The organism is Bacillus sp. NEAU-Y102, from assembly GCF_054788175.1.
On the sequence record NZ_JBTWFK010000002.1, the window covers coordinates 289,094 to 312,742 of the forward strand.

General features: G+C 36.5%; 27 protein-coding genes and 2 other annotated features. Of the genes, 10 read left to right on the forward strand and 17 right to left on the reverse strand.

Going from position 1 to position 23,649, the window contains the following annotated elements; translation table 11 throughout:
- Position 1: 1 nt before the first annotated feature.
- From trpD to trpE, 3 genes are read right to left on the reverse strand one after another with little or no spacing between them, the layout of a single operon-like run.
- On the reverse strand, positions 2–1,027 hold the full coding sequence (trpD, locus tag ACYFX0_RS07940) for an anthranilate phosphoribosyltransferase (RefSeq protein ID WP_001067363.1): 1,026 nt from the start codon (positions 1,025–1,027) through the stop codon (positions 2–4).
- Positions 1,024–1,611: an aminodeoxychorismate/anthranilate synthase component II gene (locus tag ACYFX0_RS07945; RefSeq protein ID WP_000636336.1), complete on the reverse strand. Its 588-nt coding sequence runs from the start codon at positions 1,609–1,611 to the stop codon at positions 1,024–1,026. Before ACYFX0_RS07945 ends, trpD begins: the two co-directional genes overlap by 4 nt.
- Positions 1,608–3,026 (reverse strand): anthranilate synthase component I, encoded by a 1,419-nt coding sequence (trpE, locus tag ACYFX0_RS07950; protein ID WP_002083083.1) that lies wholly within the window; start codon positions 3,024–3,026, stop codon positions 1,608–1,610. Before trpE ends, ACYFX0_RS07945 begins: the two co-directional genes overlap by 4 nt.
- A 52-nt stretch (positions 3,027–3,078) precedes the next feature.
- Positions 3,079–3,323 (reverse strand) — a binding site (T-box leader).
- A gap of 42 nt (positions 3,324–3,365) precedes the next feature.
- Positions 3,366–3,603: a binding site (T-box leader), on the reverse strand.
- Between the two features lie 456 nt (positions 3,604–4,059).
- Here trpE and putP point away from each other — a divergent pair.
- On the forward strand, positions 4,060–5,538 hold the full coding sequence (putP, locus tag ACYFX0_RS07955; RefSeq protein ID WP_000107191.1) for a sodium/proline symporter PutP: 1,479 nt from the start codon (positions 4,060–4,062) through the stop codon (positions 5,536–5,538).
- A 163-nt stretch (positions 5,539–5,701) separates the two neighbouring features.
- Positions 5,702–6,100 (forward strand): Ig-like domain-containing protein, encoded by a 399-nt coding sequence (locus ACYFX0_RS07960; RefSeq protein ID WP_000878727.1) that lies wholly within the window; start codon positions 5,702–5,704, stop codon positions 6,098–6,100.
- A gap of 24 nt (positions 6,101–6,124) precedes the next feature.
- Here the strand turns inward: ACYFX0_RS07960 and ACYFX0_RS07965 are convergent, their stop codons facing one another.
- Together ACYFX0_RS07965 and ACYFX0_RS07970 are read right to left on the reverse strand one after the other, a co-directional pair.
- Positions 6,125–6,520: a PH domain-containing protein gene (locus ACYFX0_RS07965; protein WP_000395656.1), complete on the reverse strand. Its 396-nt coding sequence runs from the start codon at positions 6,518–6,520 to the stop codon at positions 6,125–6,127.
- Positions 6,521–6,596: 76 nt separating this feature from the next.
- On the reverse strand, positions 6,597–7,508 hold the full coding sequence (locus tag ACYFX0_RS07970; RefSeq protein ID WP_000806947.1) for a DMT family transporter: 912 nt from the start codon (positions 7,506–7,508) through the stop codon (positions 6,597–6,599).
- A 204-nt stretch (positions 7,509–7,712) separates the two neighbouring features.
- On the opposite strand from ACYFX0_RS07970, the gene ACYFX0_RS07975 reads away from it, so the two are divergent.
- The 6 genes from ACYFX0_RS07975 to exsF all read left to right on the forward strand — a co-directional run bounded on the left by ACYFX0_RS07975 (position 7,713) and on the right by exsF (position 12,931).
- Positions 7,713–8,444, forward strand: a complete 732-nt coding sequence (locus ACYFX0_RS07975; RefSeq protein WP_000084010.1) for an alpha/beta hydrolase — start codon at positions 7,713–7,715, stop codon at positions 8,442–8,444.
- 93 nt (positions 8,445–8,537) lie between these two features.
- Complete coding sequence (locus tag ACYFX0_RS07980) at positions 8,538–9,056, forward strand: YjcG family protein (protein WP_000765871.1); 519 nt, start codon at positions 8,538–8,540, stop codon at positions 9,054–9,056.
- A 1-nt stretch (position 9,057) separates the two neighbouring features.
- Positions 9,058–9,480 carry a GNAT family N-acetyltransferase gene (locus ACYFX0_RS07985; RefSeq protein ID WP_000543309.1) on the forward strand — a complete coding sequence of 141 codons (423 nt, stop codon included), beginning with the start codon at positions 9,058–9,060 and terminating at the stop codon, positions 9,478–9,480.
- A gap of 100 nt (positions 9,481–9,580) precedes the next feature.
- Positions 9,581–11,647, forward strand: a complete 2,067-nt coding sequence (locus tag ACYFX0_RS07990) for an ATP-dependent helicase (RefSeq protein WP_247727773.1) — start codon at positions 9,581–9,583, stop codon at positions 11,645–11,647.
- A 142-nt stretch (positions 11,648–11,789) separates the two neighbouring features.
- A complete protein-coding gene (gene cotY / locus ACYFX0_RS07995) occupies positions 11,790–12,260 on the forward strand; it encodes a spore coat protein CotY (protein ID WP_106103633.1) in 471 nt (156 codons plus the stop codon).
- 167 nt (positions 12,261–12,427) lie between these two features.
- Positions 12,428–12,931, forward strand: coding sequence for an exosporium protein ExsF (exsF, locus tag ACYFX0_RS08000; protein WP_000492933.1), 504 nt, complete (start codon positions 12,428–12,430; stop codon positions 12,929–12,931).
- Between the two features lie 77 nt (positions 12,932–13,008).
- Here the strand turns inward: exsF and ACYFX0_RS08005 are convergent, their stop codons facing one another.
- Entirely contained in the window at positions 13,009–13,194 is a 186-nt protein-coding gene (locus tag ACYFX0_RS08005) for a hypothetical protein (protein ID WP_014894818.1), read from the reverse strand.
- A gap of 101 nt (positions 13,195–13,295) precedes the next feature.
- Entirely contained in the window at positions 13,296–13,655 is a 360-nt protein-coding gene (locus ACYFX0_RS08010; protein WP_000899662.1) for a DUF1360 domain-containing protein, read from the reverse strand.
- Between the two features lie 125 nt (positions 13,656–13,780).
- On the opposite strand from ACYFX0_RS08010, the gene exsY reads away from it, so the two are divergent.
- Complete coding sequence (gene exsY / locus ACYFX0_RS08015; RefSeq protein WP_001277735.1) at positions 13,781–14,239, forward strand: exosporium assembly protein ExsY; 459 nt, start codon at positions 13,781–13,783, stop codon at positions 14,237–14,239.
- Between the two features lie 60 nt (positions 14,240–14,299).
- Here the strand turns inward: exsY and ACYFX0_RS08020 are convergent, their stop codons facing one another.
- From ACYFX0_RS08020 to ACYFX0_RS08065, 10 genes are all read right to left on the reverse strand, one after another.
- The gene (locus ACYFX0_RS08020; RefSeq protein ID WP_080018635.1) at positions 14,300–14,857 is read right to left on the reverse strand and encodes a spore coat CotO family protein; all 558 of its coding nucleotides are present in this window, start codon (positions 14,855–14,857) and stop codon (positions 14,300–14,302) included.
- A 141-nt stretch (positions 14,858–14,998) separates the two neighbouring features.
- Positions 14,999–15,769 (reverse strand): enoyl-ACP reductase FabI, encoded by a 771-nt coding sequence (gene fabI, locus ACYFX0_RS08025; RefSeq protein ID WP_000421885.1) that lies wholly within the window; start codon positions 15,767–15,769, stop codon positions 14,999–15,001.
- 108 nt (positions 15,770–15,877) lie between these two features.
- Entirely contained in the window at positions 15,878–16,732 is an 855-nt protein-coding gene (rfbD, locus tag ACYFX0_RS08030) for a dTDP-4-dehydrorhamnose reductase (protein ID WP_000664661.1), read from the reverse strand.
- A 12-nt stretch (positions 16,733–16,744) separates the two neighbouring features.
- A complete protein-coding gene (gene rfbB / locus ACYFX0_RS08035) occupies positions 16,745–17,716 on the reverse strand; it encodes a dTDP-glucose 4,6-dehydratase (RefSeq protein ID WP_001024179.1) in 972 nt (323 codons plus the stop codon).
- Between the two features lie 15 nt (positions 17,717–17,731).
- On the reverse strand, positions 17,732–18,277 hold the full coding sequence (gene rfbC / locus ACYFX0_RS08040; protein ID WP_000869412.1) for a dTDP-4-dehydrorhamnose 3,5-epimerase: 546 nt from the start codon (positions 18,275–18,277) through the stop codon (positions 17,732–17,734).
- A gap of 8 nt (positions 18,278–18,285) precedes the next feature.
- Complete coding sequence (locus tag ACYFX0_RS08045; RefSeq protein WP_000676159.1) at positions 18,286–19,023, reverse strand: sugar phosphate nucleotidyltransferase; 738 nt, start codon at positions 19,021–19,023, stop codon at positions 18,286–18,288.
- A gap of 14 nt (positions 19,024–19,037) precedes the next feature.
- A complete protein-coding gene (locus ACYFX0_RS08050; protein ID WP_000651525.1) occupies positions 19,038–19,718 on the reverse strand; it encodes a glycosyltransferase family protein in 681 nt (226 codons plus the stop codon).
- 14 nt (positions 19,719–19,732) lie between these two features.
- Entirely contained in the window at positions 19,733–20,419 is a 687-nt protein-coding gene (locus ACYFX0_RS08055) for a glycosyltransferase family protein (RefSeq protein ID WP_460270221.1), read from the reverse strand.
- Positions 20,416–21,105 (reverse strand): class I SAM-dependent methyltransferase, encoded by a 690-nt coding sequence (locus ACYFX0_RS08060; protein WP_001078435.1) that lies wholly within the window; start codon positions 21,103–21,105, stop codon positions 20,416–20,418. The genes ACYFX0_RS08055 and ACYFX0_RS08060 overlap by 4 nt, the downstream gene beginning before the upstream one ends.
- A gap of 211 nt (positions 21,106–21,316) precedes the next feature.
- Entirely contained in the window at positions 21,317–22,414 is a 1,098-nt protein-coding gene (locus tag ACYFX0_RS08065) for a glycosyltransferase (protein ID WP_000932911.1), read from the reverse strand.
- 165 nt (positions 22,415–22,579) lie between these two features.
- Here ACYFX0_RS08065 and ACYFX0_RS08070 point away from each other — a divergent pair, with 165 nt between their 5' ends.
- A complete protein-coding gene (locus tag ACYFX0_RS08070; RefSeq protein ID WP_086396727.1) occupies positions 22,580–23,533 on the forward strand; it encodes a BclA C-terminal domain-containing protein in 954 nt (317 codons plus the stop codon).
- Positions 23,534–23,649 lie beyond the last annotated feature (116 nt).

Consider the following 23,649-nt stretch of genomic DNA (forward strand, 5'->3'; position numbering starts at 1 on the left):
TTTAGTTCACCCTTTCTAATTTTTCGTTGCTTGCTGCAATTAATAAGTTTAATTTGGTTAATGCTTTTCCAGAGTCAATGCTATGTGTTGCTAGTTTAATTCCTTCTTCAATCGTTTCTGTTTTTCCATTTGCAAAAAGGGCTAGACCTGCATTTAATAACACTGTATCGCGGTAAACACTCTTTTCTCCACTCAATACGCCGACTGTAATCTTTGCATTTTCTTGTGAATTCCCCCCTCTAATTTCTTCATTTTTCACTCTTGAAAAACCATAATTTTCTGGATCAATATTCATTTCTACTATTTCATTATCTTTTAAAAGGACTACTTGATTTTCCCCTTGTAATGACGCTTCATCTAAAAAACCACTTCCATTTACGACAAGCGCTTGTTTCCGGCCTAACTTTTGTAATACTTGTGCAACTGGTAATAACATATCTCGTTTATAAATACCGACAAATTGTGTTTCTAAATTCACTGGATTTGTTAAAGGACCAATTAAATTAAAGATTGTCGGCACGTTTAACTCTTTTCTTATTTTCATAATGCGCCTTAGTGCTGGATGCATTGCTGGTGCAAATAAGAAGGCAATGCCCACATGCTCTAGTAAATAATCAATCTCGTTTGGCGTACTACTAATATTTACACCTAGTTCTTCTAATAAGTCTGCACTTCCTGTTTTACTAGAAACGGCACGATTACCATGTTTTGCAACCTTTACACCTGCTCCTGCCAGTACGAATGCTGATGTTGTGCTAATATTAAACGTTTGAGCACCGTCACCACCCGTCCCGCAATTGTCCATTGCTCCTTGTATATGGTTCGAAAACGGCAATGCCTTTTCGCGAAGAGCTCGAACGAGACCGTATATTTCTTCTGCAGTTTCACCTTTCGCTTTCAGTAAGACTAAGAAAGCTGCAATTTCACTTTCTAATATGTTTTCACTTAATAAAAGTAGTCCTGCTTTATACATTTCCTCTTCTGTTAAATGTTGACCCTCCACTAATTTACGAAGATAGTTATTCATACTCTTTCCTCCTCTTTTACTTCTGTTAAAAAGGCACGTATTAACTTTCCGCCTTCTTCTGTTGCGATTGATTCCGGATGAAACTGTAATCCGAAGAGCGGATAATAATTGTGACGGACTGCCATTATTTCTCCGTCGTCCATCGCTGTCGCTAATATGTCAAAACAATCTGGCAAGCTCGTTTGCTCTGCAACAAGGGAATGATAGCGCATCGCCGTCAGCGGCTGTGTAACGTATGAAAAGATTGACGTTCCGTTATGTTTCACACGCGATGTTTTTCCGTGTTTAATACGTTCTGCTCTAACAATGTCTCCTCCAAATGCGGCTATGATCGCTTGGTGGCCAAGACAAATCCCTAATATGGGAACGTTCTTATAAAAATGACGAATCACTTCGATACAAATACCAGCATCCTCTGGTTTTCCTGGTCCTGGTGAAAGCACAATTCCTGTTGGATTCATCTCTTCTAGCTGTTCTATCGTTATTTGATCATTTCTTACGACTACAATATCTTCTTCGTATTCACCTAACAGTTGATACAAGTTATAAGTAAATGAATCATAATTATCAATTAGTACAATCATTTCATTACCTCCAATAGCGCTCTCGCTTTATTTAATGTTTCTTCATATTCAGCTACTGGATCTGAATCGTAAACGACTCCTGCTCCGGCCTGAACGTATGCTTTTTCATCCTTTACGACCATCGTTCGAATGGCAAGTGCCATATCAAGATTCCCTGAAAAACTAACGTATCCAACTGCTCCGGCGTATACGTTTCTTTTTTCATTCTCTAGCTCATTTATAATTTCCATCGCTCTAATTTTCGGAGCCCCAGAAACTGTCCCTGCTGGTAAGCAATACGCTAACGCATCAAATCCGCTCGTTTGTTTTCGCAATGTTCCGTAAACTTCAGATACAATGTGCATAACGTGAGAATATTTTTCTACTTTCATATATTTATCTATCGTCACGGATCCAATTTCACTCACTCTGCCAATATCATTTCGCCCAAGATCTACAAGCATCATATGCTCCGCTCGTTCTTTCTCATCTTCCAACAGTTCTTTTTCGATTTCCTCATCTTCCCTCTTCGTTTTCCCCCTCGGCCTCGTACCAGCAATTGGATTCGTCATCACTTTATTCTCCCTTACTGATAGCAAACTTTCCGGTGAAGAACCGAGTACAACATAATCTTGAAAATCGATATAGAACATATATGGTGATGGATTTGCAATTCGAAGTTTTCGGTATAACGCGAATGGATCACCAATACATTCACTTTGCAAACGCTGTGACAGTACGACTTGGAATATGTCCCCAGCTCTTATATGTTCTTTCGCCATTTCTACCATCTCACAAAACTCTTTTTCCGTTATAGAAGAAGTGAATGATAATGTGGATTGTATTGCATTTACTTCAGCTTCTTCTCCTTGTAGCACTTCCTCTTTGTATACTCGTAGCCTTTCGTATACTTCCTCATAATCTGCTGAATCATCTTCCCTGCATACATATACAAACGACAACTTTTGGCGTAAATGATCGTAAACGATAAACTCACGATATAGTAAAAGGTGTACTTCCGGAATATTTAATGGGTCGTGTAAATCCGCTCCAATGTTTTCATACTGCCGAATGACATCATATCCAATATAACCAACTGCTCCTCCGCAAAATGGAAATGGGCTATCTACTTGTGATGATGCGATTACTTCTTCTAACACTTGTAGTACGTTACCTTTTAACTTTTCTGTTTGCCCATATATCATTCTTTCTACTTCCGTACCAACGCTTGTCACCTCTCCATAAGGATTACATCCTAAGTAAGAATAACGCCCTTTATCTTGATGAAGCTGTGAACTTTCTAATAAAAATTTCTTCTTCCCTTTCATACGTCTATATAAAGAAATTGGCGTAATGCTATCTCCTTCTTCTTCAGTGATTACTAAAAATGTCTTTCTCTCTCTTTTTTGTTTTATAAATTCTTCTTTCGTCATCATGTCCTTCACCTCACTCTGAAAAATAAAAAAGTCCCCTACATATCGAAAATATGTAGAGGACGATAAATATACCGCGGTACCACCTCGTGTTGGATGCAAAAGCATCCCGCTTTGTTCAGGTACAAAATTTATACCTTATCCTTGTAACGGCGGAACCCGGGTTGCCTACTGAAAATAATTGTTCAGCATACCTCTCGTAAGCCCATTCCGTATATGGCACCGTACCGGGCTCCCACCTATTCCCGGCTCTCTGTAACGTCTCCAATATACGTACTCTTCTTACTTAAACGATTTCATTTATTTAATTTTTTATACACAAAAAGGGAGTACTCATCCTATAGAAAGGACGGGTACTCCCGTGGTGCCACCTTAATTCGTTACAAATGTAACGCACTTTACCGTATCAAAAACAATACGTGTCTCTTGTATCGATGAGATCATGTCGCCAAAGCCTACTTCTTTCGTTTCGGTTTGGAAGCTCCGAAGCCCATTCCACATCAATTCCATACTGATTCGCACCAACCATCAGCTCTCTGACATGTTCATCATGTGTACTCTTCTTCATCAACGCTTGCATTTTTTTAAGTTGCACTCATTATAGACCTGACTTTTTTCACAAGTCAATACTTTTTTAAAAAAATTATTTTTCTTTCCTTTCAATATTATATTGACAAAACAACCTCTTTTTATGTAAATATAATAAATACTCTATTAAAAATAAGGTTTTTTGTATGAATATTATATATTAAAAAAGTAAAATCACATCAAAAAACGCTTACATTTCTGAAAATTCATATTTCTATATGGATTTTTCAGAATAATCATGATAGATTATAAAGTGAAACTTTAATAAGTGGGGGTTTTGTTCATCCCCCACTTATTATTAGTTGAACTAATCGGGCATTTACGGGCAGTTGATCTCCCACCTAACTTCCTTGCCCATCCAATTTTAAGGTGGGAGTTTTACTGCCCGTTCATGCGGGATAAATATGCATAACGCATCAAAAGACATGACAAAAGAAAGGGGAACTACATGAGTACGCAGATGTTAATTTTAACTTCTATCTCTATTTACATGCTCGGGATGCTAATTATCGGCTATTTCGCTTATAAGCAAACATCCAACTTAACAGATTATATGCTTGGCGGGCGTACACTAGGCCCCGCAGTAACAGCATTAAGTGCTGGAGCAGCTGATATGAGTGGTTGGCTTTTAATGGGCTTACCCGGTGCAATGTTTAGCGTTGGATTAAGTAGTAGCTGGATTGCGATTGGCCTAACATTAGGCGCATATGCAAACTGGCTTTATGTCGCTCCTCGCTTACGTACCTACTCTGAAATTGCAAATAACTCTATTACTATCCCAGAATTTTTGGAACACCGTTTCCACGACAAATCCCATATGCTACGTTTAGTATCTGGACTTGTTATTATGATATTTTTCACGTTTTATGTAGCTTCAGGATTTGTCTCTGGTGCTGTATTATTCGAAAATTCATTTGGACTCAATTACCATGTTGGTCTTCTTATCGTTGGTGGAGTTGTCGTAGCTTACACATTATTTGGTGGATTTTTAGCTGTAAGTTGGACAGACTTCGTGCAAGGAATCATTATGGTAGTCGCTCTTATTCTTGTTCCAGTCGTAACAATTATGCACGTAAATGGACTTGGTCCAGCATTTGAAACAATTAAATCTATCGATCCGGCATTATTAGATATTTTTAAAGGTACTTCTGTATTAGGAATTATTTCATTATTCGCATGGGGCCTTGGTTATGTTGGACAACCACATATTATTGTACGCTTTATGGCGATTTCTTCTGTAAAAGAAATTAAAAGTGCACGACGTATTGGTATGAGCTGGATGATTTTCTCTGTTGCTGGAGCTATGTTTACTGGCCTTATCGGTATTGCATACTATTCAAAAGCAGGTTTAAAACTTTCTGATCCAGAAACGATTTTCGTTGAACTTGGCACTATTTTATTCCATCCACTTATTACTGGATTTTTATTAGCAGCTATTTTAGCAGCTATTATGAGTACAATTTCTTCTCAACTTCTCGTTACTTCGAGTGCAGTAACAGAAGACTTATATAGAACATTCTTTAAGCGTGATGCTTCTGATAAAGAACTTGTATTTGTCGGTCGTATGGCTGTTCTTGTTATTGCTTTAATTGGATGTGCATTAGCACTTAAACAAAATGATACGATTTTAGCTCTTGTTGGATATGCTTGGGCTGGGTTCGGTTCTTCATTCGGACCTGCTATTTTATTAAGCTTATATTGGAAACGTATGACGAAATGGGGCGCGCTTGCTGGTATGGTTTCTGGTGCCGCTACTGTTATTATATGGACTCAATTCAAATTCTTAAAAGATTTCTTATATGAAATGATTCCAGGTTTCGCTATTAGTTTACTAGCTATCGTAATTGTTAGTTTACTAACACAACCTTCAAAAGAAGTTGAAGAGCAATTTGAGAATTTCGAAAAACAACATAGTCATAATCTATAAAGGGAAAGCTCTGCTGTTATCGTATCAGCAGAGCTTTCTTTATATCAAAGTTCGACGATCTTCTGCTCGAATTTAACAATTTCTTTATGTTTCGTTAAATTAAACGTAACACTACTCCTTTATAGTATTACTATCAGCACTTATACAGAAAGGGGACTCCAATATGTTAGCAGCTTTCCAGCAACAACAAACACGAAAATTTTCACCTATCACCAATACTTCTGCGTCTTGTTTGAACATACAACCTAATCCACCTAAAATTACAATTGCTCCTTCTGTTATTTCAGTCATCGGTGTTCATATGGAAAAAAATAAGTTAAAAGTAAGAACTGGCCAAAGCACTGAGTTATCAGCTTCCGTTTTGCCAATGCAGGCAACAAATAAAGAACTTCTTTGGACGAATATGAATGCTGATGTTATCACACTGTATCCAAAGGGGGACACGGTAACGATTACTGGAAAAAGTGCAGGTAGAGCAGTCGTAATTGTCACAACTGCTGAAGGAAAGTTCCGTGACCTATGTATCATTCACGTACAACCTTATATGACAAATCCAAAGTAAAAGAGTGGCTACGAAGCCACTCTTTTACTTTATTTCAATGTGTGGATTTTTACTTTTAACAAGATTGATGAATTGCTCTTTATCTTTAGGAGAAATAATTTCTGTTTGATGTGCACCATAAACAATTTCAAGTCGATCAAATGACAATGCATGGGCTGCTATTGGATTTTTTGTATTTAAAACTTGTTTTATATCTCGTATAAATATGCGCTTTTTAACGAAACCTGATCTAATTGTAATTGTTTCTTCTCCGACGATGTATTTTGTCGAAAACCAACTCCAAATAAATAATATCGCTAATGAAATTGTAAAAAATAAAAGAAAATATTCTCTACCTGCAAATAGGGGAGCAAAACACGCTCCAATGACAACGAAAAAAATCGGATATAGCCATACATCTTTTTTTGATGGGAATTCCATTTCCTTCCCCCTTCCACACCCGTATTTATATAAAACAAAAAGAGAAGTATCACAACTTCTCTTTTCTCCTCTAACATTATAATTCCTGTGTATACGCCGGCTCGTTTACTACATTTTTTGCTGTTCGTTTTTGTTGCTGTAGTAAGAAAACAGATACACCAAATAATACGAGCATGCTACCGATAATTTGCATGGCATTTAGTCTTTCACCGAGTAAGAAGAACGCTAGTATAGATGCTCCAACGGGTTCTCCTAAAATACTCATTGAAATTGTTGTTGCATTTACGTAGTTTAATAACCAATTATTAATGACGTGTGACACTGTCGGGACAACCGCAAGTAAAAGAAAAACGGTCCAATCCCACTTCGTATAACCTGTAAAAGGCACTTGCAATACTATATTATAAATTCCCATAAAAATACCTGCGAATGCAAAAACTGTAAAGCTGTAAATCCAGTGTGATACTTTCTTTACTGTCGTTTGCCCGATAAATAAATAACCGACAACCGCTATTACACTTAAAAAGGATAATATATCTCCATAAATTGCTTGTTCACTTAGCCCTAAATCTCCCCAACCAATACACATTACGCCTAATATCGCAATTCCCATCGTTGCAATAGCTGAGTATGTTGTTCTTTCTTTAAATAAGAAAAAACCTCCAATTAAAGATACGATTGGTTGAAGCGCTAAAATAATCGTCGAACTCGCAACTGTCGTATGCTTTAAAGATTCAAACCATAATAGAAAATGAAGTGCTAAAAAGAAACCAGATCCAATTAAAAATCCCCAATCTTTTATTTGAATCTTACTAAACTCTTCCCGTTTTTTCCATACGATAGGCAGCATAATAAGTACGATAATCCATAAGCGGTACATACTTAAAATAGAAGATGGTGCTGAGGACATCTTTACAAAAACTGCTGCAAAAGAAATGGCAATTATAGAAATAGCTAATGGTAGTGCGATTGACTTTTCTTGTTTCAAATCCTGTCTCCCCTCTCACCTGTCAAAAATCCCACTTCATTATATCCGTTTTCTTTCGTGACTTAAATACTAATTTTTTAGATTCTTCGTACCATTATGGTAAAATAGAAATTAAGGCACCAATTAGTGAATATTTATTTCCTTTTTCACTACAAGCGTCGCTCTTACAATCGTTACAGTAAATTTTTATTTAGGGGGATCTACATGAGTCAAACAATAGGGAGAATTGAAGAAATTTCATTTTATAGCGCATCACTTCAAGAAGACGTTACACTTCTCGTTTATTTACCAGTAAATTACACACCACTGCACAAACATACAGTTGTAATTGCACAAGATGGTAGAGATTATTTTCAGCTCGGTAAAGCGCATCGTGTAATTGAGCGCCTTCGTGAAACTGAAGAAATTGACCGTACAATTATTGTCGGTATTCCATATAAAAATGTACATGATCGTAAAGAAAAATATTTCCCAAATGAAGTAAAAAATGCTGCATATATACGTTTCCTTGCTCATGAACTTGCACCATATATTGATGAAAATTATCCAACGTACCAAATGGGAAAAGGTCGTGTTTTAATTGGTGATTCTCTTGGCGGAACAGTTTCCTTTATGACTGCACTTATGTATCCGCATACATTCGGTAAAGTCGTTATGCAATCACCATTTGTGGATGAGACAGTAATGAACTTAGCAAAAGACTTCAAAGATCCACAAGCATTAGAACTGTATCACGTCATCGGCACAGAAGAAACGGCTGTAAAGCGTACTGATGGACAAGTATCTGATTTCGTAGAACCGAACCGTGAGTTAAATACACTTCTTACAGATAGAAATTTCATTACGCATTACGAAGAGTTTGAAGGTAATCATACTTGGAAATATTGGCAAACTGATTTACCAAAAGCCTTCTCTCATATTCTATCAATGAAATAATAGAGAGCAGTATTCAGAATAATTTGATATAATAGACAAAGAGATCTATTTATCTCAAAATCTAACTAGACTTACAAAGGGAGGAATTGGAACATGAAATTAGGCATTGTAATTTTTCCATCTAAAATGATTCAAGATAAAGCGAACGGATTGCGTAAGCGTTATGACCCACACTACGCATTAGTTCCGCCACATATTACATTGAAAACACCCTTTGAGACGCAAGATGAACAATTAGAATCGATTGTAAACGAGCTACATACAATCGCAGGTAAAACGAACCCTTTCACCCTTCATGTTGGGAAAGTCGGTTCATTCGCACCTGTTAATAACGTCCTTTATTTTAAAGTAGAAAAAACACCTGAACTTACTTTCTTAAATGAAGAAATGCATGGCGGGTTATTCACGCAAGAACGCGAATATGCTTTCGTACCTCACTTAACAATCGGACAAGGCTTATCAGATGCAGAGCATGCTGATGTATTGGGGCGATTACGTATGAAAGATTTCTATTATGAACAACCAATTGATCGTTTCCATCTTCTATATCAATTAGAAAATGGAACATGGACTGTACACGAAACATTCCATCTTGGAAAGGGGAACAACTAATTTGCACGCACAGATTGTACAAACGGACGAACAACTAAGAGATGCATTCTCTGTACGTAAACAAGTGTTTGTAAATGAACAACGTGTCTCTGCTGAAGAAGAGTACGATGAGTTTGAAGAAACTTCAACACACGTTGTTATATATGACAATGATGTTCCAGTTGGTGCTGGGCGTTTTCGCACCCTTGATGGTATAGGAAAAGTGGAACGCATTTGCGTGCTAGGTTCCCATCGAAAAAAAGGCATCGGAAAAATTGTTATGGATGCGCTTGAAGCGTATGCAAAGGAAAATTCGCTACCAAAATTGAAACTTCATGCTCAAACACATGCTGAAGATTTCTATAAAAAACTTGGATATGTAACGAGTTCTGATGTATTTATGGAAGCAAATATCCCGCACGTCGTAATGATAAAAGAATTGTGATTTGAAAGCAGGAGGTGACCCCTCCTGTTTTTTTACATTGCTATTTTCTTTTTCTTCCGCTAAAGTTAAATGTTGATGCTATAGTTTTGAAGGTGAATATATGACACAAGAAAAATTTTCACAAAAATCGTTAACACACGCTGATATTCCGCGTGCGACATATCATACTCCGAAAACATCTACCCATTTAATTATGGAAGAAGATGTAGATGCGGCTTATTTCCGCGCTCTCGAACAACAAAATGTTTTTTTAAACGAAAAACAATTAGAAGCCGTGCGCACAACAGAAGGTCCTGTTCTTACACTAGCTGGTGCTGGAAGCGGGAAAACATCTGTTTTAACAACTCGCGTTGGTTATTTAGTAAATGTAAAACAAGTTCATCCAAGAAATATTTTATTACTTACATTTACACAAAAAGCAGCTGAAGAAATCCGCAGTCGTGTTGCAAAGTTACCAGGTATGAATCATGCAGCAAGTAGCTACGTTGTTGCTGGTACATTCCACTCTGTTTTCTTAAAATTGCTTCGTAGTCAAGGGTATAATCAGCAAATTTTAGCAAATGAAAAACATAAACAAATTATGATAAAGAAAATCTTAAAAGAATTGCGTTTAAAAGACGATTATGATTCGGAAACGATCCTCGCGATGATTTCACTTGAGAAAAACAAATTAAATCGTCCGAAAGATGTAAAGGCGAAAACGCCAGTCGAACAAGAATTTAAAGAAGTATATGAACGTTTTGAAGAGGTAAAACAACGATACAATTATATTGATTTCGATGACATCTTATTGGAAACATATTATATGTTAGAAAATAATGCTCCTTTACTAACTCAATTACAACAACGTTTTCACTACATTGAAGTAGATGAGTTTCAAGATACATCCTATGCACAATATGAAATTGTAAAATTGTTAGCCACGCCAAGAAATAATTTGTTCATCGCAGGTGATGATGATCAAGCAATTTATGGCTGGCGAGGGGCAAGTCACCAAATTATTTTATCTTTTCCAAAAGAATTTGATAACACAACAATCATTGCACTAAATACGAATTATCGATCCAATCCCTTTATCGTTGGGCTTGGAAATGAAGTTATAAAATTAAATCAAGAACGTTTTGATAAAGAGCTATACTCCGTTCGTGAGGAAGGTGTACAACCTTTTTATGCAAGACCTGCTACGACTCTTGATGAAGCAAATCAAATTTTACAGCTCATTCAAGAGAAAGTAGATAGCGGTGAACGAAACTATAAAGATTTTTGTTTACTGTATCGCACACATTCTGTAAGTCGTTCGTTACTTGATCAGCTTACCATTCATAAAATCCCGTTTATTAAACACGGGGCAAGCCAATCATTTTATGAGCATTCTTTAATTAAGCCTGTATTAGATCATTTACGACTCGTAATTGAGCCGTTTCGACTAGAATCACTTTCAAACATATTGCCGACGATGTATATCGGACGTGATGATTGTATTTCATTTATTGAACGTGAACAATGGAAATATGGTGAGGGTCGCTTCCCCTCTCTTCTTCATTTCTTACTATTAAATCCAAGCTTAAAACCTTTTCAAGTGAAAAAGATAAATGAGCGCATCGATTTTATTAAATTTATTAAAGAATTAGAACCGAAAAAAGCATTAAAAGAAATCATACATGGTAAAGGAAAATATTTAGAGTACTTACAAAGTAACGATCGTTCTTCCTTTACGATGCATAAAGACATACAAGAAGAAATGTTGGAAGAATTAATGGAGTCTGCAACTCGTTTCACCGATATTCCAGCTTATTTACAATTTATTGACGAGGCGATTCAAGGCCAAAAAGAAATGGAAGCATTAAAAACAATGCCGCAAAAAGATGCCGTTTCACTTATGTCAATTCATAACGCAAAAGGCCTTGAATTCCCATGTGTCTTTTTACTTGGAGCGAGTGATGGAATCCTGCCCCATACTTCTTCTTTAAAAGATGCAAATGATCGTATTACGGAAACTTCTGAAGCGTTAGAAGAAGAACGCCGATTACTGTATGTCGCCATTACACGTGCGAAAGAAGAACTTTACATTTCTTCTCCGCAATTTTTCAGAGGAAAGAAATTAGATATATCTCGTTTTTTATATACTGTGCGAAAAGATTTACCTGAAAAGACATCCACTAAATAAGGATGTCTTTTTTTATATCACGTTATGTACATCCCTCCTATATAAATTCCTTGTTTTTATCGTGAGAATTAACGTAATATCAGCCATATCCCACTCATATTGTAATAGTGTATGTCAGAACTCACGATAAGGAGTGAACATAATGAGCTGCAATTGTAATGAAGACCATCATGACCATGATTGTGATTTCAACTGTGTATCTAATGTCGTTCGCTTTATACATGAACTGCAAGACTGTGCAACCACAACATGTGGATCTGGTTGCGAAGTTCCATTTTTAGGAGCACATAACACTGCATCAGTAGCTAATACACGTCCTTTTATTTTATACACAAAAGCCGGAGCACCTTTTGAAGCATTTGCACCATCTGCAAGCCTTACTAGCTGCCTATCTCCAATTTTCCGCGTAGAAAGTATAGATGATGATGACTGTGCTGTATTACGTGTATTAACTGTAGTATTAGGTGATAGCTCCCCTGTACCACCTACTGATAACCCAGTTTGTACGTTTTTAGCTGTACCAAATGCAAGATTAGTATCAACCTCTACTTGCATTACTGTTGATTTAAGTTGCTTCTGTGCGATTCAATGCTTACGCGATGTTACAATTTAAAACTAAATAATGAGTTAAGTATGGATTGGGTGGCAGATAATTCTGCCACCCAATCCATGCTTAAAGAGTATTATTATGTAAATTTCTTAAAATTGGGAACTTGTCTAGAACATAGAACCTGTCCTTTTCATTAACTGAAAGTAGAAACAGATAAAGGAGTGAAAAACATGTTCTCTTCTGATTGCGAATTTACTAAAATTGATTGCGAGGCAAAACCAGCTAGTACACTACCTGCCTTCGGTTTTGCTTTCAACGCGTCTGCACCTCAGTTCGCTTCACTATTTACACCACTACTATTACCTAGCGTAAGTCCAAACCCAAATATTACTGTTCCTGTAATAAATGATACAGTAAGTGTTGGAGATGGCATTCGAATTCTACGAGCTGGTATTTATCAAATTAGTTATACATTAACGATTAGTCTTGATAACGCACCTGTAGCACCAGAAGCTGGTCGTTTCTTCTTATCATTAGGTACACCAGCTAACATTATTCCTGGATCAGGCACAGCGGTTCGTTCTAACGTTATTGGTACTGGTGAAGTAGACGTATCCAGCGGTGTTATTCTTATTAACTTAAATCCTGGTGACTTAATTCAAATTGTACCAGTTGAGTTAATTGGAACTGTAGACATCCGTGCAGCAGCATTAACAGTTGCACAAATTAGCTAGTAAAAAGCGGTATTTCTAATACAGAAATACCGCTTTTTATATGTATAATAAAAAACACTCACAGTAACATGAGTGTTTCATTCTTCATAGTGTTTTATTGTGTTCTTCTTTTTCCCACAATTACATCCCTTTTTCTTCACAAATCCTTGTTGTTGTAATTGTTCTTGATATGCCTGTTGTTGTGCATGGTGCTGTTGCTGTATTTGATACCACTGCTGCAGGTCATATGAATTTTGCCTAGGATTATTGCTCACAGCAAACATCTCCTCTACTGTCAATTCTGTCTATTTACTATATGAACAACTCTTTATTTCCGTTCCCTCATTCTTTTAAACTCCGCTTTTTCTCTTATTATGAAAATATATTATTCTCCCATAAAATATCCTGTAATCGTTTCAATGATTGCTGCTGCTCCTGCAATAGCTAATAATGCAAGTAACGGCTCCGCAACGATAGGGATCCAATTATATAAAACTAATAAAAAAGCACTAACCCATACACCTGTACACCAATAACAGCTTAATAATTCGCCAATCCACTTTCTTAATCCTTTACCTTTCACTTTTGTAAACGTTGATACACTTCCATCTGGCTCCGTAATCTCTAATTCATCAATAAATGGTCTTCGCAAAAAGGCTGTAATTTTATCATAAACAATTAAACGAGTGAGCCTAAAGGCTGCTAACGCGAAAATAAAAAATAAAAGCCAGCTTGTAAACAGCATAATTCCACCTTCCCTTATCTTCTTTCGCCTATTTAAAAAAAAAGGTCTTGAGATTGTGACCAAATCTCCTCGACTCCAATATCTTATTAATGTAAATACAAACAAGAAGATAAGGAGTGACATTAATGAGTTGTAACGAAAATAAACACCATGGCTCTTCTCATTGTGTAGTTGACGTTGTAAAATTCATCAATGAATTACAAGATTGTTCTACAACAACGTGTGGATCTGGTTGTGAAATTCCATTTTTAGGTGCACATAATACTGCATCAGTAGCAAATACACGTCCTTTTATTTTATACACAAAAGCTGGAGCACCTTTTGAAGCATTTGCACCATCTGCAAGCCTTGTTGGCTGCCGATCTCCAATTTTCCGTGTGGAAAGTGTAGATGATGATAGCTGTGCTGTACTACGTGTATTAAGTGTAGTATTAGGTGATAGTTCTCCTGTACCACCTACTGATGATCCAATTTGTACGTTTTTAGCTGTACCAAATGCAAGACTAGTATCGACATCTACTTGCATTACTGTTGATTTAAGCTGTTTCTGTGCGATTCAATGCTTACGCGACGTTACTATCTAATAAGTGAAGTAAACTAAAAAACTATTGGGGTGGTAGAAGCTTTCTACCACCTTTACATATTTAAAAGCCGGCCATACTAATTGATTGGATATCATCTATAGACAACCTAATATCTCTCATGCTATTTTGCGGCATAATAGATACAATACCATTACGATACGATATGATCGATCCAACATAAGAAACTGTAGCTGTTTTTATTCTGCACCTTACTTTCGGAATGTAATGAGGGCGGTTTAATAAAAAATGAATTTTTTCATCATTATTCATATCCTTAAATGATTTATTATACGGAACAGTTCTTACTGGTTCTTTCTGTTCTTGTTGTTCTTGTTGTTCTTGTTCTGCATGTGCTTCTTTTTTCTCTTCTTCTATTTTTTCTTCCACTTGCTGCTCTTCTTGTTGTTCTTGTTCTGTTACCTCTTCCACAGCACTACTTACAATATTTTCATTTCTATTACTTTGCTCTTTTTGATCTTCATTTCCAAAGTTTGTCAGGATAATCCTTTTTATTTTCGGTGCAGTAAGTTCTAAACTTACTTGCGCAATATATAACAACGGTTTTCCAACTGTTGAACTTTTATTTTTATTCTTCACACTCGTCCCTCCCACTTCCATACGTAGCTGAATAAATTGTGTACTATTATAGTTATATTCATCACGTGGTAAGAACTTTCGTTAAAAATCGTTCTTTCTCAGAACAAATAAAAAGGACAATCTCAGCATTTAGAGATTGTCCTTTAAAAATTAATATTATATTTATCCTAGGATATGATACCCTGAATCAACATGAATGTTTTCTCCTGTTACACCGCGAGCTAAATCACTGAATAGGAATACTGCTGTATCGCCAACTTCTTCTGGAGTTGTTGTACGACGAAGTGGTGCGCGCTCCTCAATTTCTCTTAAGATTGAGTTGAAATCGCCTACACCTTTTGCAGATAACGTACGAATTGGTCCTGCAGAAATAGCGTTGACACGAATACCATGTTGACCTAAATCGTTCGCTAAATATTTCACGCTCGCTTCTAATGAAGCTTTCGCAACACCCATAACGTTATAATTTTTCACAACACGCTCGCCGCCAAGGTATGTTAACGTTAAAATATTTCCGCCTTCTGTCATAACTTTCTTCGCTTCTCTTGCTACAGCTGTTAAAGAGAATGCACTAATATTTTGTGCAAGTAAAAATCCATCGCGAGAAGTATCTACAAATTCGCCTTTTAAGTCATCGCGATTCGCAAAAGCAATACAATGTGCTACACCGTGAATAGTACCTACTTCTTGTTTAATTGTTTCAAAGCAAGCTGTAAGTTCCTCATCATTTGTTACATCACAAGGTAATACAAGTGATTCTTGTCCTTCTAATGTATCCGCTAATTCACGAACATTTCTTTCTAAACGTTCTCCTGCATATGTGAAGATTAATTTTGCACCTGCATTATGCAAAGAGCGAGCAATTCCCCATGCAATACTTCTTTGGTTCGCAACGCCCATAACAACAAATGTTTTCCCTTGTAATAGTTCCATGATATATCCTCCCAGAAATACTTATACTTGTTATTAGTACCTGATACTATAATTATAGTACCATAAAACCGCTTAAAGGCAAACAAAAAAGTCATTAACAGAAATTTGTTAATGACTTTTGGTTTCTATAAAAAAGCGCTCTAATCCTTCTTCCCAAGACGGCATTTGTAAAAAACCATTTAATCGTAGCATGTTATGTTGAAAGATAGAATATTTGGGCCTCGCAGCCGCAGCCCCGAATTCTTCCGTTGAAACAGGTAACACATTCACTTTCATATTTGTATACGAAAATATCTTTTTTGCAAATTCAAACCAAGAGCATGAGCCTCTGTTTGATACGTGGTATGTACCGTATAAAGAAGTATGAATGAGCTTATTAATAACTATATTTAAATCCGCCACATACGTAGGAGAGCCAACTTGATCCGCTACAACAGATATTTCATCTCTTTCTTTTCCTAATCGCATCATCGTTTTCACAAAATTATTTCCATATTTACCATATAGCCACGATGTGCGAACGATAAAATATTTATTATGTAACTCTTTGACGAACTGCTCCCCCGCATACTTAGAGGCTCCATATATATTTATCGGCGCTGGACTATGAAATTCATCGTATCCCTCTGGTCTGGCGCCTTGAAATACATAATCAGTACTAATATAAACTAGTTTCGCTCCTACTAATTGTGAAGCGACCGCTACATTTCGAGCTCCGATTGCATTTATTCTATATGCAAGATCCTGTTCTTTCTCCGCATGATCTACTTTCGTATAGGCAGCACAATGAATAATTATATGTGGTTTTATTTCTTGTACCACTTGTTGTATTCGGGATATATTTGTCACATCTAATAACTTTTTATCAAATGGATATATATCATATTCTTCAGAGTTTAACTCTTCAAATAGTTGCTTTCCTAATTGGCCGTTTGCTCCTGTTATGATAACCCTCTCTTTCATTTAACATGCCCCTTACTGGTCTTTTAGTAGTTTCCACCATTCCTTATTCTTTTCATACCATTTCACCGTCTCTTGTAATCCTTGTTCAAACGTATATTTCGGTTCCCAATCAAATTCATTCTTCATTTTCTCTGCATCAATCGCATAACGACGATCGTGCCCTAAACGATCTGTAACATATTCGATATCTTTTTTTGTTTTTCCTAAAAGAGTAATAATTTGTTCCACAACTTCTACATTTGTTTTTTCATTATTTCCACCTATATTATATACTTCTCCTACACGTCCCTTATGCAGAACAACGTCAATCGCACTACAATGATCCGTTACATGTAACCAATCTCTTACATTTAAACCATCACCATATAACGGTAGTTTTTTTCCTTCCAGTGCATTCGTAACCATTAACGGAATTAATTTCTCGGGATACTGGTACGGCCCATAATTGTTAGAACAACGCGTTACTATAACCGGTAAGTGATATGTTTTATAGTAAGATAGAGCTATCAGGTCCGCGCTCGCCTTACTTGAAGAATATGGACTATTTGGAGCTAACGGCGTTTTCTCTGTGAATTTCCCTATTTTCCCTAAAGAGCCATACACTTCATCCGTTGATACTTGCACAAGTTTTATATGCGAATATTTTTTAACTAGTTCTAATAAAGTGACCGTCCCAATTACATTTGTATCATAAAAAGGAATCGGATTTTCAATACTACGGTCCACATGTGATTCAGCTGCAAAATTTACAATCACTTGTACGTCTCGCTCTTTTATAATATGTTCTAATAGCTCTCCATTTTGAATTTCTCCTTTTACAAAAGAGTAATTCGGGTGATTCTGAAGAGATTTTACGTTATTTAAATTCCCGCTATATGTTAATGCATCGTAATTAATAATTTTATATGTTTCATAACTTTGTAGCATATAATGAACGAAATTACTTCCAATAAATCCAGCCCCACCTGTTACTAATATATTCATAAACAACGCTCCTACTTAAAAACTATCTTCATATTCCTCTAGTAATGGTAATATCTGATCCTTATCGGACAATATAGGATCGGTTACTGGCCAAGGAATTGCTAAATCTTTATCTTCCCAAAGTAATCCTGAGTCATGCTCTGCGCTATAATATTCATCTACTTTATACATAACGATAGTATGCGGAACAAGGGTGCAAAATCCATGCGCAAACCCTTTTGGCACTAGTAATTGTCGATGGTTATCTGCACTTAAAATATACCCTTTCCATTGTTTAAATGTTGGTGATTTTTTTCGTAAATCAACGATAACATCATAAATTGCCCCTTGCATAACTTGAATGAGTTTCGTTTGTGCTTTCGGTTTTTTTTGAAAGTGTAGTCCCCGAATCGTTCCTGCCTTAGCCGAATAAGATACGTTATCCTGTACAAATGAATACGTAATCCCTAATGTTTCTAGCACCTGCTTATTATAGCTTTCTGAAAAAAAGCCACGCTCGTCTCCAAACAACCTCGGTTCTAACAATTTTGCATCGATAAAATTTGTTTCTACGACTTTCATATTCTCACCTATTCTCCGTTAAACTGTTTCCCAAAATCAATATCCCGTGCTAACGTATTCGCCTTTTGAAGAGAAGCATGAGTTCCCGCATCAGTCCACCAGCCGCTCATTTCATTATAAGTAAGTACCCCTCGTTTTAAATACCAATTATTTATATCTGTAATTTCAAGTTCTCCCCGTGCAGAAGGTTTTAATTCTTTAATATAAGAAAAAACTTTCGAATCATACAAATAAATTCCCGTAACAGCATAAGAACTTTTCGGCTCTTTCGGCTTTTCTTCAATTTCAACTATTTTTCGGTTTTGAATATGTGCTACGCCAAATCTTTCGGGATCTTCTACAGATTGCAAGAGCACTTTCGCACCTTCTTTTTGATTTGCAAACTCTTCAACATACGGAAGAATATCATCTGAAAAAATATTATCCCCCAATATAACTACCATACGATCATTCCCGACGAAATCTTCACAAAGCCCTAACGCCTGTGCGATACCGCCCGCTTTATCTTGCACACGATACGTAAAGGACACGCCAAATTCATGACCACTCCCTAAGAAGCTAACAACATCCCCCATATGCTCTTTACCTGTAATAATCATAATGTCTGTAATATCGCATTGTTTTAGCTTATATACCGCATGATAAATCATCGGATACCGACCAACAGGAAGTAAATGTTTATTCGTTACTTTCGTTATTGGATATAATCTCGATCCAGTACCACCTGCTAAAATAATTCCTTTCACTCTGCATCTCTCCTTTATGATGGAGATAATATATCTTTGTAATGTTCTATAAACACTTGCCGGTACTTCTCATATGTATCCGCATCAAACTCATCCCCGTTGTAATGAATACACCATAAATTTGCTTGATTTGGGATACCGATTAAATAACCAGCCCTTTGAAACTCTAAAGACTGTGACACATCATAAAAGTGAAACCCTTGAAACAAATCTTCTCGCCACGGAATATCATACTGCGTTGCCATGAATAAACCATCAATTGCCTGAACTGACAAAAATGGTTGATTACCATAAAAAACCTGATCTAAATTTAATAATTGATAATTCTGTCTTCTGTATTCAATCACTTTCCCTACTAAATTTTTTCCTTCCCACCATATCCCGTTATTCGGTAAAAACTGAGCCCCAGCGACTCCTATTAAACCAAGCTTTTCATTTTCTTTAAAAAGAGATATAAGTGTAGAAAACATGTCTCGATTAATAAGATATGTATCTTGATGTATATACACTTTGTATTTCGCTGGATATGAAAGGGCTCGGTTGTATGCACTTGCCATACTTTGTGCATCTCGTATCGGAAAAATTTGTACGACATAGCCAGGGGGAACAAAAATGTTTCTGATTTGGCTCTCACATTGTTTGAAAAGCTCTTCATTATTTACACAAACAACAACTAATATTGTATGATCTTTCATTTTTGTCCCCCCTTTTATTCTTCCTTATTTACCTCTGACATATAGTGTTCCACAAATATTTCCCGATACTTCTCATAGTTCGTCATATTCACATCAAAATGATAATGGATACACCAAGCATCGCGCTGTACAGGTACACCGACTGTATATCCTGCTTTTTTAAATTCAAATGATTGAGATACATCATAAAAGTCAAATCCGTCAAATAAGTCTTCTCGCCACAGAACATCATATTGTGTCGCCATTAATAAACCGTCAATACATTCTACAGGAATAAATGTTTTTGATTCGTGATACGGTTGTTCTAAACTTGCCATATAAAACAAATCATTCATATAACCAATGACCTTTCCTACAATTCCACGCCCTTCGTTCCATACACCAGTTGGAGGAACATATTGCGCTCCAACCATCCCAATCATACCAAGGTGTTCATGTTCCTCAAATAATTGAAGTAATCCGTATAAAAAAGCTCTATTTATAATAAAAACATCTTGATGTAAATACACTTTATACTTCGCTGGATGCGAAATGGCTTGATTGTATCCACTCGTCATACTTTTCGCATTTCGAATCGGCATAAATTGGACAATATACCCTGGTGGTACTAACAATTGCAATATATGTCGCACGCAGTTTGCATACAATTTCCGATCATTTATACATGTAACAAATAATATTGTTTTGTCTGCAGCACTCATAATTGTGATTTTTCAGCTTCAATAATATACTGAAATACAACTGTCTCAGCCATGAAGCCACTTCCAAGACGATATTTTTTACAAATTCCATATAACTCCTCAATAAGTGGTTCATACATTTTATGATCAACATATACACGATCTACTTTACTAATAACATATCCTGCTTTTAAAAACATTCTTAGCATTTCATTAAATGTAAAGAAACGAATATGTGTTTTATCTAATAAACCATATTCTGTATACGTCCAATTTCCGGCAAGTAAGGGAGCTAATACTGAAATATGAGCAACGTTTGGTATACTTGCTAAAATCACACCATTTTGCTTTATATATGGCTTAACCTTTTCAATCACAGCCCACGGATCAAATAAATGCTCTAATACATCTCCAAATAGGATGCAATCAAATTGCTCCTCCTCATAAGGAAGATCTATTTTTTCTATATCCCCTAAAATAACATGATCTAGTCTTTCTTTCGCTTTTTCTGCAGCCTCTGGAAATGCCTCGATTCCTGATACACGTGTACCATTTTCTTTAATCGCTGCTCCCAATGTACCGCTCGAGCAACCAATATCAAGAACTTCTTTCCATTCCTTTTTTATATGCTTTAATAAATTCGGATTCGCTGCATTATAATAATGCTCGGATTTTTCTTCATATAAAGAACTTTTTTCGCGATTCATTTCACACACTCCTTATGCAAATTGAATTAGAAATATAAATCTCATATGAATTCTATAAAGTGCAGATTTTGTTCATCCCCCACTGATTATTAGCCCGCAAATAGCTTTATAAAATTTTTTATCTATATTGGTTTCGTTACTGATACTCTAATATATAACCAATCTATTAGAGTTAGAATAACGATAAATCATTTCTAAAAAACGAAACCTATTACGCTTTATATGGTTTATCAAAAACTCCCCGAAAATATTTACGGTTATATTCAATTGCAGCATTATTCGGAACATAAGAAGCTGCTAATTCATTGTAATAATACGCTTTATCCTGCTCCCCTAACCTGCTATAACAAATACACATTTGTAAATAGGGTAGCCATGTGTAGCTAGCTGGACTATGAAAAGGACTTTCCGTTGCCATTGGTACTTCCGTTGCAAGTTTAAACCAAAATATCGCTTCATTATATTTTTCTTGTTCCATATATATATATCCTATTCTTGTACAATTCTCTCCTCTAGGGACGTCATACCGAAACGACTTCACACAAGATTCGATTGCCTTCTCCCACATTCCGAGCTTCGCATAGCAATCTCCTAACTTACCACATGCATAAATTTTCTCTTCATACCATCCTTCGTCTTGATTAAGAAATGTTTCATAAAGAAGAACTGCATCATCATATTTTTGGTTATCCATAGATTCATTTGCGTAATAAAATAAATCCCTCGAACTCAATTCTTCCCCTGCTGCTACAGTATTTTGAAAAATTTTCAAATTACGATTTGTTACTTTTTTTTCTTTTTTATGTGTAATAGCAACTTTACTACTAAAAGTCTCACCAGCAATAGCTAAATACTCATGAACCTTTCCAAACCATTGAAATTGTTTTTCACGCTTTACAAGTCGATTTCTTTTTGTACAATATAAAGGTTTCCCGTTAGAATCCATCGCAAGATGATAAGGCATCGAAACAGCATCAAATTTAGGATCTAATTCTATTTTTAAGAGTTTCAATGCTTCTTGAGCATCTTCTAATAATACGTCATCTGCATCTAGCCACAATATATACTCTTGCGTCGCTTTTGAAAAAGAAAAATTTCTTGCTGCCGCAAAATCATCAATCCACTGGAAATCATATATGTTAGAAGTGTATTTCTCTACGATTTCTTTCGTTCGATCGACGGAACCTGTATCCACTACTATAATTTCATCCACAATTTTCTCAACTGTCTCTAAACAACGGGCTATTGTCTCCTCCTCATCTCGAACAATCATACATAAACTAATTGTAATTCCTTGCTTGTTCAACATAATCACCCTCTTCCAAATCAATCATATGTTATACATATACTAAACTTTCCATTTTTTTTAATTGTTCAAGTAGTTTAAGATTTCTTTTCAATAATTCAAATGTCCGTGTCATTTTCTTTCGGTTTTGCATCTACTATATAATGAACGCTTTATGGAGGTGAATTTATGTCAAATAATAATTATTCAAATGGATTAAATCCCGATGAATCTTTATCAGCTAGTGCATTTGACCCTAATCTTGTAGGACCAACATTACCACCGATACCACCGTTTACCCTTCCAACTGGGCCTACCGGGCCTACTGGACCTACCGGACCTACCGGGCCTACTGTACCTACGGGGCCTACCGGACCTACTGGACCTACTGGACCTACCGGGCCTACTGGGGGTGGAACTGGAATAACTGGACCTACGGGGCCTACTGGTGACACTGGGGCTACTGGACCTACCGGGCCTACTGGTGACACTGGGGCTACTGGACTTACGGGGCCTACTGGTGACACTGGGGCTACTGGACCTACTGGGCCTACTGGTGACACTGGAGCTACTGGACCTACCGGGCCTACTGGTGACACTGGGGCTACTGGACTTACGGGGCCTACTGGTGACACTGGGGCTACTGGACCTACCGGGCCTACTGGTGACACTGGGGCTACCGGACCTACGGGAGCTACTGGACCTACGGGGGCTACTGGACCGACTGGACCATCCGGATTAGGACTTCCAGCAGGATTATATGCATTTAACTCCGGTGGGATTTCTTTAGATCTAGGAATTAATGATCCAGTACCATTTAATACTGTTGGATCTCAGTTTGGTACAGCAATTTCTCAATTAGATGCTGATACTTTCGTAATTAGTGAAACTGGATTCTATAAAATTACTGTTATCGCTAATACTGCAACAGTAAGCTTATTAGGAGGTCTTACAATCCAAGTGAATGGAGTACCTGTACCAGGTACTGGATCAAGTTTAATCTCACTTGGAGCACCTATCGTTATTCAAGCAATTACGCAAATTACGACAACTCCATCATTGGTTGAAGTAATTGTTACAGGACTTGGGCTATCATTAGCTCTTGGTACGAGTGCATCCATTATTATTGAAAAAGTTGCTTAATTTTTTACTTAGCAGTAAAACTGATATCAGTTTTACTGCTTTTTCAATTTCAAATTCAATCATGAAACATTCGTTAGCTACATAATCATATTGTTGTATGACATTTTGCAGGAGGC